This window comes from uncultured Sphingomonas sp. (assembly GCF_937871615.1).
Lineage (GTDB): Bacteria > Pseudomonadota > Alphaproteobacteria > Sphingomonadales > Sphingomonadaceae > Sphingomonas.
Genome location: NZ_CALMPA010000055.1, coordinates 26,451 through 39,161, shown reverse-complemented (window position 1 = coordinate 39,161; position 12,711 = coordinate 26,451). Strand labels below are relative to the sequence as shown.

13 protein-coding genes and 1 pseudogene are annotated in these 12,711 nt (G+C 63.4%); 7 read left to right on the top strand and 7 right to left on the bottom strand.

The features are described 5' to 3' along the window. Nucleotides 1–218 (top strand): hypothetical protein (locus tag Q0316_RS16095; protein WP_298674317.1); only part of this gene is annotated, 218 nt, incomplete at its 5' end. Here Q0316_RS16095 and Q0316_RS16090 read toward each other — a convergent pair. From Q0316_RS16090 to Q0316_RS16080, 3 genes and pseudogenes are all read right to left on the bottom strand, one after another. After that, a complete protein-coding gene (locus Q0316_RS16090) occupies nucleotides 187–2,238 on the bottom strand; it encodes a recombinase family protein (RefSeq protein WP_298674314.1) in 2,052 nt (683 codons plus the stop codon). The two genes, Q0316_RS16095 and Q0316_RS16090, sit on opposite strands and share 32 nt — an antisense overlap. Before the next feature lie 213 nt (nucleotides 2,239–2,451). After that, a pseudogene (locus tag Q0316_RS16085) lies at nucleotides 2,452–3,250 on the bottom strand (IS630 family transposase); the annotation flags it as partial. An 85-nt stretch (nucleotides 3,251–3,335) separates the two neighbouring features. Next, the gene (locus tag Q0316_RS16080) at nucleotides 3,336–4,511 is read right to left on the bottom strand and encodes a HEPN-associated N-terminal domain-containing protein (protein WP_298674313.1); all 1,176 of its coding nucleotides are present in this window, start codon (nucleotides 4,509–4,511) and stop codon (nucleotides 3,336–3,338) included. A 590-nt stretch (nucleotides 4,512–5,101) separates the two neighbouring features. Here Q0316_RS16080 and Q0316_RS16075 point away from each other — a divergent pair. The 4 genes from Q0316_RS16075 (at nucleotide 5,102) to Q0316_RS16060 (ending at nucleotide 7,428) form a co-directional block, all read left to right on the top strand. Continuing rightward, complete coding sequence (locus Q0316_RS16075; RefSeq protein ID WP_298674312.1) at nucleotides 5,102–5,710, top strand: hypothetical protein; 609 nt, start codon at nucleotides 5,102–5,104, stop codon at nucleotides 5,708–5,710. After that, on the top strand, nucleotides 5,707–6,075 hold the full coding sequence (locus tag Q0316_RS16070; RefSeq protein WP_298674311.1) for a transcriptional regulator: 369 nt from the start codon (nucleotides 5,707–5,709) through the stop codon (nucleotides 6,073–6,075). The genes Q0316_RS16075 and Q0316_RS16070 overlap by 4 nt, the downstream gene beginning before the upstream one ends. 306 nt (nucleotides 6,076–6,381) lie before the next feature. Beyond that, on the top strand, nucleotides 6,382–6,783 hold the full coding sequence (locus Q0316_RS16065) for a diacylglycerol kinase family protein (protein ID WP_298674310.1): 402 nt from the start codon (nucleotides 6,382–6,384) through the stop codon (nucleotides 6,781–6,783). A 39-nt stretch (nucleotides 6,784–6,822) separates the two neighbouring features. Beyond that, nucleotides 6,823–7,428, top strand: a complete 606-nt coding sequence (locus Q0316_RS16060) for a hypothetical protein (RefSeq protein WP_298674309.1) — start codon at nucleotides 6,823–6,825, stop codon at nucleotides 7,426–7,428. 307 nt (nucleotides 7,429–7,735) lie between these two features. Here Q0316_RS16060 and Q0316_RS16055 read toward each other — a convergent pair whose 3' ends face one another. Both Q0316_RS16055 and Q0316_RS16050 read right to left on the bottom strand, forming a co-directional pair. Then, nucleotides 7,736–8,431 carry a hypothetical protein gene (locus Q0316_RS16055; protein ID WP_298674308.1) on the bottom strand — a complete coding sequence of 232 codons (696 nt, stop codon included), beginning with the start codon at nucleotides 8,429–8,431 and terminating at the stop codon, nucleotides 7,736–7,738. 151 nt (nucleotides 8,432–8,582) lie between these two features. Continuing rightward, the gene (locus Q0316_RS16050; protein ID WP_298674307.1) at nucleotides 8,583–9,896 is read right to left on the bottom strand and encodes a S8 family serine peptidase; all 1,314 of its coding nucleotides are present in this window, start codon (nucleotides 9,894–9,896) and stop codon (nucleotides 8,583–8,585) included. 79 nt (nucleotides 9,897–9,975) lie between these two features. On the opposite strand from Q0316_RS16050, the gene Q0316_RS16045 reads away from it, so the two are divergent. Beyond that, nucleotides 9,976–10,455, top strand: a complete 480-nt coding sequence (locus Q0316_RS16045; protein WP_298674306.1) for an RNA polymerase sigma factor — start codon at nucleotides 9,976–9,978, stop codon at nucleotides 10,453–10,455. Between the two features lie 3 nt (nucleotides 10,456–10,458). Continuing rightward, nucleotides 10,459–11,163, top strand: a complete 705-nt coding sequence (locus tag Q0316_RS16040) for a hypothetical protein (RefSeq protein WP_298674305.1) — start codon at nucleotides 10,459–10,461, stop codon at nucleotides 11,161–11,163. Nucleotides 11,164–11,688: 525 nt separating this feature from the next. Here the strand turns inward: Q0316_RS16040 and Q0316_RS16035 are convergent. Continuing rightward, complete coding sequence (locus tag Q0316_RS16035; RefSeq protein WP_298674304.1) at nucleotides 11,689–12,333, bottom strand: DUF2285 domain-containing protein; 645 nt, start codon at nucleotides 12,331–12,333, stop codon at nucleotides 11,689–11,691. Beyond that, a complete protein-coding gene (locus Q0316_RS19755; protein WP_367179702.1) occupies nucleotides 12,215–12,532 on the bottom strand; it encodes a DUF6499 domain-containing protein in 318 nt (105 codons plus the stop codon). Before Q0316_RS19755 ends, Q0316_RS16035 begins: the two co-directional genes overlap by 119 nt. Between the last annotated feature and the right edge of the window lie 179 nt (nucleotides 12,533–12,711).

The following is a 12,711-nucleotide window of genomic DNA, read 5'->3' as shown; positions in this document are numbered from 1 at the left end:
CAAGCATCCCGGCTACGGCTCGATGGGCAAGGCGGCCCGCAGACCACGCTTACTGGCGGGAAGCGGTCGAGCAGGGAGCCGATGCGTCTCCATGTGTCTTCGGCGGTCCGCTCGGCGGCCCTTCGGAGCATGAGTTTGAGCTTGGCGAAGACCTGTTCGATCGTGTGTTCATGATGACTCTCCAGTTCAGATTCCTGTTGAGGTATTTGCGGCATTGACGAGCCAGATGCGTTGCGAACCGACCTTGGCCAGTCGTCCCTTGATCCGGCCGCGGCGGAGCCATCCATAGACGGTTTGGCGGTGAGCCCCGACGCGGTCGGCATATTCCTGAAGCGTGACCTCGCCATCATGCTGGCGCGGGACATTACCTGACCAGATCGGCCGGGTGGTCCCGAGCCCACGCCGTTGGAGCAGGCGGTGGATCATCGGCGCGTTGAAGCTGTCCTTCTTGGGCGGCGTCCAGCCTTCGGCATTGAGCTTTTCAGCGATGCTCTGCGCTGTCGCGCCCTGACCTCGCAGGTACATGATCTGGGCGAGCAGCTTGTCGAAGTGCTCCAGCTGTTCGAACCGTCGTACCGGTCGGGTGAACGCGTGCCTGGTTGTGGTACCACCCGACCAGTGACAGGTGAGTTCGGCGCGCTCGGTTTCCCCGGCAACGAGGACTTCAACACGCTCAAGCATCATGCGCGCAATGGTTTGGCGATCTCGTGGCGTCGTCGATGCCGCTCGCCAAAGTGCCGGGATATCCTGCGCCAACTGCCGTATGGCGTCGCGGTCGACCTCGGTGAGTTGCTCGGGCTCTTCAGCCAGGGCGCGTTGCTGTTCGCCCCGAAGCGATTGCTCGGCGGCGAGTGCGTCTTCCCAGTCCCGTTCCAGCGTACGGGCAACCAAGCGATTATCCGGGTCAACCGCCTCGTAACGACGGCGCACAAGCGCGGTCTCATATCCGGCGCGTTCCAGTCGAAGCTTCCATTGACCATGAAGCTGCTGACGTTCGAGTTCGATATCCTCAGCGGCCTGCAGGCTCACATCAATGGCGGCTGGCAAGAGTGCCTCGAGGATCAGCGTCGTGATCAAGCCGTCAACCGGCCGCGCACTAATCGATTGGCAGCGGGATTCGCCATAAGTTGTCGCGAGCTGATGGCAGATATAGCGCGCGTCGCGGCCATCATCTGTGTAGGTGGTGAACATCCGCCGTCCGCACACCCCGCAGGTGATCAGGCCTCCCAGCAGTGCTGCCCCGCCGCGAGGGATGCCAGTGTGCCGAGAGCGGTTTATGGCCATCTGCTGCTGGTTCCTCTCGAAGCTGCTCCAGTCGATATAGGCCGGTAAAGCATCCTGGTGGAGCACCATCCATTTCTGCGGGTCACGCACATAATGGCGCCCGCTGTGCGGCTTGCCGGGAAGCCGGCGGCGACCATCATAATGTCGCCGGCCGAAGACATAGGCACCGGCGTAAACGGGGTGCCGCAACATGTCCGACAGCGTCGCACGATTGGGGCGATTCCAGCATATGTCGCCTTTGTTTGGGCCACTCCGAACGCGGTCGGGCAGTTGCAGGTCATGATCGACAAGATAACGCAGCACGCCGCTGATCGATCGACGCCGTTCGAAGACGGCAAAGACCTGACGGATCGCGCGCTGAACCCCTTCATCAGGATCAAGCGCGACGTCGCCTGACGGCTTCAGCACATAGCCGCGCGGAAGGCCCATGATGAGTTCGCCGCGGCGCGCTTTGGCGCGTCGCCCCTCATGCATGCGGGCCTTCAGGATGTGCAGTTCAGCCTCGCTCATCGTGCCCTTGAGCCCGAGCAGAAGCCGGTCATTATATGTCCCGGGATCGTAGATGCCGTCAGCATCACCGATCAGCGTGTCGAACAGCGCACACATTTCGAGAAGCTGATGCCAGTCTCGGCAGGATCGCGCCAAGCGAGACACTTCGATTCCCAGCACCAGCCCGACATGGCCGAGGCCCACCTCCGCGACGAGGCGCTGGAAGCCCGGCCTGTCCAGGGTGGAGGAAGCGGAACGACCAAGATCATCATCGATGACGGTCACTTGTTCGCGCTGCCAACCAAGATGACAGGCCCGATCCGCCAGACCATATTGCAGCCGGGTGGACTCCCGGTTTTGCGTCACCTGCCGCACCGTCGATTGGCGAACATAGACGATCGCCTGCCGCTCCTGATGTCGTTGCCGGATCTTTTCAGGCAGCGCCGCGGCGAGTTCCATCTTCATGGTCTGTCTCCCGGTTCGCCGACATCCGCCGCTGGATCAACTCTCCCAGAATGACGACAAGCCGTCGGCGCCGTTCGATCGGCAGATCCATCCACCGGACATGTTTGCGATACGACATCATCACGCCTCGCGACCCAACAGGCCAGGCTGAGAAGCGCACGATGGCCCGCATAAGGCGCTAAATGAACCTGTGACTCAGAGGTTCCAGGGCTGCACTTTCTCGATGGGGTTTAGATCCGGCGAGTATGGCGGCAGGAAGAGAAGCTTTGCGCCTGCTGCCCGGATCGCTTTTCTGACGCCGGGTCCTTTGTGGCTGCCCAGATTATCCATGATGACGATATCGCCGGGTGCGAGTGTCGGGACGAGGAACTGTTCGATCCAGCCGGTGAAGCTTTGGCCATTGATAGGGCCGTCGAGCACACAGGGCGCATCGATGCGGTCTGATCGAAGCGCGGCGACGAAGGTCAGGGTCGACCATTTCCCAAAGGGCGCCCTGCCGACCAGCTTTTGGCCGCGCTCGCTCCAACCCCGGATCGGGGTCATGTTGGTCTTCGCCCATGTTTCGTCGATGAAGACGAGGCGCCGGGGATCAAGCCGGCCTTGATATTTACGCCACTGCGCCCGCCTGCGCGCTATCGCAGGCCGCTCTTGCTCGACGGCGAACAGAGTTTTTTTTGAACGTGATCCCGGCAGAACGGACCAGGCGCCACACCGATACCGTGCTCGTCACCACCCCGTGCTCCGCCAGATCGGCTACCAGCATACGCATCGTCATGTCAGGTGACGCCGCCAGCCGCGCCAGAACGAGATCCCGGTGCGGCTCAAGCAGCACCTTGCGATGGCCGCCCATCTTGCCCGACGCGGCCGTCCCCGTCGCCCGCAAGCGCTGGGACCATTTCACCGCACTCGCCACGCTCACCCCAAAGGTCTGCGCCACCTCGCGGCAGGAACGGCCCGAAACCACCGCCGCCGCCACCCGATCACGAAGATCATTCGAATAGGGCCTCGCCATCGCTCCCTCCTCAACCTCGACGAAGTTGAATCAGACCTCAGGCAAAAAGGGAATCCCCTTCGATTCAATCAATCAGAAATCAACTCTAGGCCTGCTGGTGCGCCACCGCGGTGAGGTTCAACATCTGTTCGAGGAACACCGGTCCATCCTCGACCGCGAAGCATTGCTCATTCTCACAGAACAGGACGAACGCGCGCTCCCCGCCTTCCCTGGAACTGCTATAGATTATGCCGTCGATCGCGCGGTCTTCGGCGTCGCGGAACACCCGCCGGAAATATTCGGTGACGATCTGCGTCGGAACATATTCGATGTGCTCACGTCCGTCGCGCGCGATCGGTTTCACCATGTCGCGCGCGAAGGCGTGAAGGAACCGCAACGGATGGATGCGGTGATGCCCGTCCTCCTCGAACACACTCGGGATATCGGGCAGGTCAGCAAGGTCGAGCACTCGCAGGCTGCGGGTCGCGCGGAATGTCCCGATCGAAAGGGTTTGACCGGCATGGTGCTCGGGATCGAAGGTTTCGAGCCGGGCTGTCTCGACGTCGAAGGCTCCGTAGAACATGGGAATGCCCGCCGGGCTCATCCGGTTCGATTGGGTTGCGAACTGCGCCGGGGGCGTGCCGATCTGCGCGCCGGTATGGAAGGGTTCAGCGCCGATGCGGATGCGGAAGAGGTCGGTATCGGCCTGGATCTCGACGATGAGATTGAGCTCGGCGAGTTCGTCGACCACCGTTTCGCCGATCGCGGCCAGCATCCGCGATGGCGGAACCTCCGGCGAGTGGTCGCTATCGTCGGGCGTAAGGAAGACATAGCGCGTCTGGTGTTTGACGGTCTCCTTGAAGGCATCCCAGCCCCATTCGAGCCGCTGGCTTTTGTCGCCGATGTAGAATTCACGCTCAACCCAGCCATCGCTGCCGACCAGCTCGATGATCGCGTCGATGACATCGCTGTCCTCACTGATATCGTACTCGCCGAGCACTTCCCAAGTGTCACTGGTTGGCGCCTGGTAGCCACCCTCCGCCGAGATATACATGATCCCCTCGTCGTCGGGGTGGTTCCAGTCGAAGCGGACGCCTGTCAGCACGACGCCGATGAACGCATCGAAGCTGGCCGCGATCGGGTCATCCGATTCCGCGCCGCAGAACCGGCACTGCGTTTCCGACACATTGTCCGACACCCAAGATTTGAGCGCGGGGTCGGTCACGCAGTCCTCACAGATCGCTCCGTCGGCCTCGTAATAGCCGCGCTCTTCCTGCTCCATCTGCCACGCTTTTGCTCGGCCCATTACACCACCCCCGACACGCTCGTTTCAGGTGCGATATGGTGGCTGACAGCGGACGTTGAAGAGCATGCTCCAAACACAACCGCAGGATCGTTCAGCGCGGCTCGATCCGAATGATATCACCCTCGATCGCGCCCCGCGCCGCGGTCATGCCCCCCACCACCTGCGCTCAGTGTCGGCGATTCGACCCGCCAGTCTATCCACGAGAGATGGTTAGGCAGATCGTCCCATCGCCACTCTTGCCGGAATGGCAAGTTTTTATTCCATCGAAATTCACCGTGATCTGCGGCTTTCGAAAGCCCGCGCATCTAGCCCTATGTCGAGGTCAGCAGCCGACGCATCGTAACACACTCGGAAACGTCACGAGCTTCCGCACTTTAGATCGTTAGCCAACCACCCAGCCGTCGGCATTCACTGACGCGGAGCGCTGCTGGAGCGGAAGAACGACCGAAGTTGGGCGCCGAGCCGACGATCGCGAAGCAAGAACCGAGGGCCGAGGCCGATATCGCTGGTTTTCAATTGACACCTGGCCGAACGAATGAGACTTTGTAATGCAAAGTGGAGTCGTGATGACCGATCTCGAACGTGCGATGGCAGATATTGCTTTTATCCAGCAGCGGCTGGCGGCAAGCACGCGCTTTGACGGACTGGCGCCGCAGGCGGTGGCCGGCACGGGGCTGCTCGCGTTGGCGACCGCATTCGTTCAAGCGCATTGGCCGGCGCCGCTAGCGGGGACGGCTTTCGCTTATATCGCCGTCTGGTCGGTCGTGGCGTTGGTCGCGGTTGGGCTGATCGGTGGCGAAGCACTGATCCGCGCGCGAAGATTGCACGGCTCGATGGCGGATATGTTGATCGCCAGCACGTTAAGCCTGTTGCTGCCGTTCGTGGTCGCAGGCGGCGCGCTCGCACTGATCGTGCTGCGGTTCGCGCCGCAAAGCGCATGGATGCTGCCGGGCCTGTGGCAAGTGCTGATCGCACTTGCCGGCTTTTGCTCGGTATCCACCCTGCCCCGCGCGATCGTCTGGGCGGCAGGATGGTATTTCGCGAGCGCGGTGATCACGCTAATCGTCGGTGCGCAAACTCTGGCGCTCGATCCGTGGATGATGGGCGTACCGTTCGGGGTCGGGCAGATCGCGGTCGCCGTTGTTCTCCATCGTGCGACGCAAGAGACAATATGAGCAAGGACAAGGCACCTTATGCCTATGAGGGGCTCGACCGCGTCTTTCACGAGCGTGCCCGGCTCGGTATCGTGACTTCGCTTGCCGGCCACCCGCAAGGGCTGGGTTTTTCTGAACTCAAGGCGCTGTGCGGGCTGACTGACGGCAATCTCGCGCGCCATCTCCAGGTCCTCGACGAAGCCGGCTTCGTCGAGCAGCGGAAGGGCCATGACGGCCGGCGGGCGGTGACGCGGTGCCAGTTGACCGACAAGGGGCGCGAGCGGTTCGGCGCCTATCTCGTGACGCTGCATGATGTCGTGCGACAGGCATCGCAAGCGAACGGCGGGGCGCCCACTCCCAGCCCGCTGCGGACCCGGCCAGCATGAGCACCTCTCATTTGCCCACAAACTTTGCATTGCAAAGTGTCGGACCCATTTCGGCGAGAACGAATGGAGCGAGACTGCTCGAGGCGGTCATCACCGATAGCGGGCGAGGGTTGGCGATTTGGCTCGAGCCTGGGCGCCGGTGCGATACTTCCACCACCTTGCGGGTTACCGGTCTCCTATCGCGACGCTTCTATAGACTCGACGGTGCGCAATCCGGTTTTGCGCGGGCAGACAATCGTGGTGTGCTGACGGTCTCGTTGATGGTCCGGCGGCGCGCCCTGCTCACGCTTCAGCCGGTTGTTTGAGATGGTGCCGGATTTCGTTGCACGCATCCATGCCGGGATTTTCAGTCGATGGCGCAGCATCGGTTATGCCGCACATGGACTTGGCCTGCTGGTCAGCCAGGAGCCCAATGCCCGACTGCATCTGTTCGCAACGCTCGCCGTTGTGATCGCCGGTGCGTTTGCGGGACTTTCGCTGGAAGAATGGCGGTGGATCGCATTGGCCTGCGGGCTCGTATGGGCTGCCGAAAGCTTCAATACGGCGATTGAGCGATTGTGCGATCGTATTTGTCCAACGCGGGATCCGTTGATTGGCGCGGCCAAGGATTTCGCAGCCGGCGCGGTTTTGGTGACGGCGCTCGTTGCCGCGGCGATCGGAATCTCGGTCTTCGCCCCACATTTTCCCATCGCCGCGCCGCAACAATGAGCGCGATCGCGAGCCGCTCATCGTTCGGGAGATTCTTAGATGCTATTGTTGCTCGGCTTCTGGAGCGTGTGGCTCTCATTGATTGCCGCGCCGCTCATTTGTCTATTCCTGATGAAGACGAGGCAGGTGCAGGGTGTGCCGCTCGCGCGTGTCGTCGTGCTCGCAGGGAGCCTCATTGTATTGGTTCCGCTCTGCTGGGTTTCGGGCCTGCAATGGTCGTCTACGACGCTGAACTTCGTCTCGTGCCTTTCAGCACTATATGCGTGGTGGATATTGGCGGCGGCGGCCTTGAGGATTCCCCATATCGCGCTCCGCATCATCGTGGGCGTTTTCTGTTACGCCCCGGTCATACCATCGTTACTGGTCGCCACGATCGGAATATTGGGATTAATGTTCGTTCTTGGCGACTATCTGTCGCCAGCAATCCACGACCGGCGATTGGATGATCAGTTGACCTGCCGGGTGACGAGTTGGGGCGCCGCCTTCAGCGACAGCGGTTACACCGTCCACCTCTATCGCTCGCCAATCTGGTTTCCCATTGCGCGGCTCGAAGTGGCCGAGACCATCGTCAACGAAACCGATCCGGGTCCGGGCCCGACCAGTGCCAATTGCGAAGGTGTTGCTGCGAACTGGCGCCGGACGTGAGTTACGAGGCAAGGTCGCAGTACCCTGTGAAGGCCCGCGCCCCACTCGAGCGCGTCGATGACAGCGCCGCACACCGATTCACCGCCTACCAGACTGACCGAGATTGCCAAGACCCAAGCCATACCAATCGCCACCGATGCTCTCTCACAAATAAAAGGCAGACAGTCCGGTTTCAGGAAGCGATATCGAAAGCAGGAACGGCTACAAATGGGCGCATAACTGGCGTACAAATTGCCTCCCCGTCACTGCCAAAGACTGCCGGGCATAATCGCCCGGCAGTCTGTTCACCTGCTTAGGAACTGACGCTTTAGTTATTTGGTGTGCTGCTGGCGGAACCGCTCCCGTTCGCAGCGCCGGACCCGCTTACCGAGCCTGCCTCGCCGGTTATCGTTCCTGCAAGGCCGCCCGACCCATTGGCGCTGGCGGAGCCCGCCGTCTCACGCGCGCGGTTGACGGACTGGCCCGCACGGTCACGCGCTTTGCCGGCAACCGAACCCAGGCGAGCGGTAGTAGCGTTGGCGACGTCGCCCGCCGTGGTGTGCGCCACGCTGACCGCGCTGGTTGCGGTATCGCGGGTCGTGCCGACCGAATTAGTGGCATAGCTGCGGGTCGCGTTCACGGTGTTCGATACCTGATCGGTGCCGACCAGTTGGGCGCTCCCGCCGACATTGCGGCTTGCGCTGGCGCTGCCTGCGTTGCTCGCCGAACCGGCCAACGTGCCACCGTTGCCGCCAGTGGCTCCCAGTGACGCGTTCGTGCTGCGGCTCACATTGCCCGCCAGGCTGGCGTCGCCCGAGACGTTGCCAGACTTGGTGTTGACCGAACGGTGGCCGCTGACGCTGCCCGATCCGGACACACTGTTCGACAGGGTGCCGGTCGTGGAGCCGAGGCGGCCTCCACCCAGATCGCCGTTACCCGACAAGGCGCCGCCGAGGCTTCCGGTCTGGCTGACCGCGCCCCTAAGCAGGCCGCCGCCGCCAAGCAACTGTGCGCCAGCTGGCATCGAGGTCGTTCCGGCTACGATCATCGCCGCCGCAATCAGGGGAATCCGAACATTGTTCATTACTCTTCTCCTTCTCGGCGACCGGGTCCATTTTCCCGGCCTCGAAAGAGCAACGATGTTGAATTCGCGTTTAATCCCGTTGGGCCGCGATTTATTTTAGGCCAACGCTTTTCGGCGTGGTCGCGCAGACGCCGCAGACGATGCCGCGCCCTACGCGCCCGCTGCCCGGCCGCGCTTCTGCTGCAAGCGCCTGCACGCCTCCCACGCGCGCCAGCCGGGCCGCGACCAGTGGCGCTGCGAACGAGGTACCGCGCAACGCTTCCCAGCCCCCGCCGGGGACCGCACCGACCATATCGACGCCGGGCGCCGCGAAATCGAGATGGAGCGCACGGCCCGCCTCGATCAACGCGCGACCTTTCGCATCCACGCCGGTGACCGCGATCACGCCGGGATAGGAAGCGGGATATTGCGGCGGTGCCGCCGGACCATCGTTGCCGACCGCCGCAACGACGAGAATGCCACGTGAGATCAGCTCCTTGGTCGCGGCCTCCAGTAATGGGTTGGGCGAACCGACGAGGCTGATGTTGATGACGCGCGCGCCGCTGGCGGCCAGCCATCCCATCGCTCGCACGATCGCCACCGCCGAACCGTTCGCCGCCGACCCGCCATAGACATCCGCAACCAGAAGTGTCGCGCCCGGCGCTGCGCCACGGAATATACCGGCGCTGCCGACAATCAGGGAAGCTACGGCCGTTCCATGCCCGGTCGGCTTGGGCGGACCGGCGAAGCCGCGTTGCTCGATCCGCGCGCCGGCAAACGCGGGATGGGTGCCAACGCCCCCGTCGATCAGCCCGATGCGCGCGCCGCGCGACGACGCATCGTCGCCCGCGATGCTCCCTCCGGTCGGCGCGAGCGGTGCGCGTGCCGGCTCGTAGATCGGATCGAGCGTGAACTGCGCCTCGGGCACCAGCGCGTGCAGCGCCGCAATAGCCTTGCGGGCGGTTTTGCCCTTTGGTGGCGCAAAGGTGGTGACATCGAGCGCCAGTCCTTCGACCGATTCCTGGCCCCGCACGGTGAAACCGGCAGCGACAGCCTGCGCGATCTGTTCCTTCGTCAACGCGATCCCGATGATTTCGTCGCGTCGGATCGCGTTTCCACGTTCATCCACGTCGAGCACGTCGCGATTGTCGCGGACGAGCGTGGTGATGCGTTGGCGGCGCAGCGACAGCAAGTCACTGGGGGTCGTGGCGCTCAGCGTGTCGCCGACCGTAATCAGCGGCTCCGCGACGGCGCCCAGGACATTGCCCTGCGCCCCGGTCGATTGTCCGAGCAGATCGCCAGCGACGCTGCCTAATTGGCCGCCATTCAGAATGCCTCCGCCACGACCGCCGAGAAGTTGCGCCGATGCCGGCGCGGCCATCCCGACCATCGCCGCAGTAATCCAAATAGTCGCGATCGTGCGCATGCTCTTTCCTTTTTTCCCGTGTCGAGGGATGAAACGACGGACGGGTATCGTTTCATCCACATGAACATGAGGGCGATCATTGGACGAGGTCGAACGCGCGCTGGCAAGCCTGCTGCCCCGCCTGCGCCGCTTCGCGCACGGCCTTGCCCGCAATCGGGCGGACGCGGACGATCTGACGCAGGCCGCCGCCGAGCGCGTCCTGAAATCGCGCGCCCAATGGCAGCCGGGCACCAATTTCGATGCATGGGCCTATCGCATCCTGCGCAATCTGTGGATCGACACGGCGCGGAGTCGCCAGCGGCGCGAGGCGGTGCTCGCGCCGGAAGAACAAGGCTGGTCTGTCGGCGTGGACGGCAACGCCGAGGCCAATGTGGAGCTTGGTTATCTGATGCGGGCGATGGGAACTTTGCCCGACGAGCAACGCGAAGCCGTCGCACTGGTGATGATCGAAGGTCTTGCCTATGCCGATGCCGCCGAGGTGCTCGACATTCCGATCGGCACGCTGACCAGCCGGCTCGTGCGCGGGCGCCAGGCGCTAATGACGATGCTGGAGGATTGAGCCATGGTTGAGCCGATCGACGAGGCGACGATCATTGCCTGGGTAGATGGCGAACTGGATGACGGGGCAGCAGCGCGCGTTATCGCGGCCGTTGCGCAGGACCCGGCACTTGCTGTTTTGGCGGAGCGGCATCGCCGGATAAAGGCGTGCTTCGCCGCTGCCTTCGATCAAATCGGGGATGAAGCCGTGGCCATGCCCGTATCGCCGCCGGCCTCCGTTCATTCACTCGAAGCGGCGCGAAAGCGGCGCGACGCGGGTAATACAGCACGATCCGCTCCGTCGCGGTGGGCGATCCCGGGGGCCATCGCGGCGAGCCTGCTCGTTGGCCTGATGACCGGATATGGCATGAACGGAAGCTCAGGCCTTGCCGACAGTTCAGGAGCGCTCGCCTTGTCGCCGCCGATTGCGACCGCACTCGATCAACAATTGGCGGGAGAACCCGGCACGGTCCGCATCGCCCTTTCTTATCGCGATCGCAACGGTGATCTATGCCGCAGCTTCATCGCCTCGCATATCGCCGGTGTCGCCTGCCGCGCAAATGGTGGCTGGCAATTACGCTACGGGTCGGCAGCAACAGCGTCAAAAGGCGATTATCGCATGGCCGGCACCGATGATGGCGAGATGGCCTTCATCCAGTCCGTCATCGCAGGCGAACCGCTGGATCGCGCAGGCGAAGTGGCAGCGCGCGCGAAGAAGTGGACGAAATAAGCCTGGTGAGGCCCTTTGGGGTCGGAGGTTGACGTGCGGGTCGCCAGCGACTGCCTCGGCACGGCTGCTTCCACTATCGCGAGCTATGGTCTGAACGTCGCATTTAGGGGCGCAAAGCCGGTCGGCTGGTTTGCGCGAAACGAATGGCGGGTTTCAGCAAGAACCGCCGCTCACATCAACGACGCTGAATGTCTTGAGCTGGTCGACTGCTGCCGGCGGTGTCGTTCGACAGAGGATAGTCGGAGTCAGGCGCGGCGGCGCAGGCAGACGAATGCCCGCCTCAGCCAGTTCGCATTCTGAAATGCTGCCCGCGCGCTTTCCCGCACCCTAGCCACGCTGCATCGACATCTTCCAACAGCATCCGTCTCTTTGTGGGCGCGCGTAGCGCCCGGCAGCGTGCGACACTGCCCCGCGTCAGCGATCGTGACCGCCAGGCCGAGCCCCGCCGCGCGGGGCTCGGTGGCATCGCCGAGAAGGCGGGCCATAGAGCGCGGTCGCACGGCCAGGGCCGTGCGAGACGCAGAATCACTCCTTCTGGTGCATCAGAAGGCGATATCCGCCCCCGGCGAGCCGCCGCGCATCGGCGACCAGCCGTCGCACGCGCGACCTGAGCGAATCCGATTCTCTCGCCCCTGTGTCCAATGCCAGGTCGCCGCCAAACAGCACCCGCGCGATGTCACGCTGGCTCGCGCCGGCGACAAGCGCATCATGAACACGCAGGACCACGATCCACCGCGCGACGCGCCGGTCGGGAGGATAGAGCGAAACGGAAAACCGACGATTGCGGCACAGATCGAGAAAACGCCTGAGCGGGAGGATCGCATGCTCGGCGCTCACCAATCCCGCCAGCTGGTAATGCAGCACCACTGGCCCCGCATCGAGACTGCCGCACGCGATATCGAGCCTGATATGACGCCAGCCATCGGAAAGCACCACGTGCTCGCCGCTCATATCCGCGACGACGCTCAGCCAGCGCCCAAGCAAGGCCGGCGTGATACCGTCGGGATCGGACGACGATGTCGGGGCGGCGGTGGCGCGCAATATCCCGGGATCACAATCGGCATGCCAGATCAGCCGGGCGTCGGGGGCCGTGCGGCCCGGACTCTCGGCGAAAGTGAAGACCCCATTGGATCGGGTCGACGTCGGGAACATCCCCTGACGCGTGACCACGCGTCACGACACTGGCGCGCGCGTGCCAGGCGATATAGCCTGGGTCGCGCCGCAGCCACTCCCACATCAACCCGGCACGATCGATGCCCGCCAGACGGGCATAGACCTGGTCATCGCGCCAGTCGCAAACCGGTGCGGCAGGCTCTATCGTGTGCAATCTGGCCGCAACGCGCTTGCGGCCGGGAAATTCACCCACCATTCGCTTGCGGCGTTTGTGGTTGAAGCGTTGCTATCACGAGACGAGTCGATGCACCATGGCTCGAAACCCGCAGGGTCTGGCCATATCCTTGCGCTTTCGGATGCGCACGATGCCGGCATGAGAGCCCGGCCTCTGGCCGATGCCCGGGGGAAAGGGCGATCGCGAGACGACCGGTGACT

Coding starts and splice junctions, on each gene's coding strand:
- Q0316_RS16090 (WP_298674314.1), bottom strand. CDS start 2,238: ATGAAGATGGAACTCGCCGCGGCGCTGCCTGAAAAGATCCGGCAACGA.
- Q0316_RS16080 (WP_298674313.1), bottom strand. CDS start 4,511: ATGGAGCAGGAAGAGCGCGGCTATTACGAGGCCGACGGAGCGATCTGT.
- Q0316_RS16075 (WP_298674312.1), top strand. CDS start 5,102: ATGACCGATCTCGAACGTGCGATGGCAGATATTGCTTTTATCCAGCAG.
- Q0316_RS16070 (WP_298674311.1), top strand. CDS start 5,707: ATGAGCAAGGACAAGGCACCTTATGCCTATGAGGGGCTCGACCGCGTC.
- Q0316_RS16065 (WP_298674310.1), top strand. CDS start 6,382: ATGGTGCCGGATTTCGTTGCACGCATCCATGCCGGGATTTTCAGTCGA.
- Q0316_RS16060 (WP_298674309.1), top strand. CDS start 6,823: ATGCTATTGTTGCTCGGCTTCTGGAGCGTGTGGCTCTCATTGATTGCC.
- Q0316_RS16055 (WP_298674308.1), bottom strand. CDS start 8,431: ATGCCAGCTGGCGCACAGTTGCTTGGCGGCGGCGGCCTGCTTAGGGGC.
- Q0316_RS16050 (WP_298674307.1), bottom strand. CDS start 9,896: ATGCGCACGATCGCGACTATTTGGATTACTGCGGCGATGGTCGGGATG.
- Q0316_RS16040 (WP_298674305.1), top strand. CDS start 10,459: ATGGTTGAGCCGATCGACGAGGCGACGATCATTGCCTGGGTAGATGGC.
- Q0316_RS19755 (WP_367179702.1), bottom strand. CDS start 12,532: ATGGTGGGTGAATTTCCCGGCCGCAAGCGCGTTGCGGCCAGATTGCAC.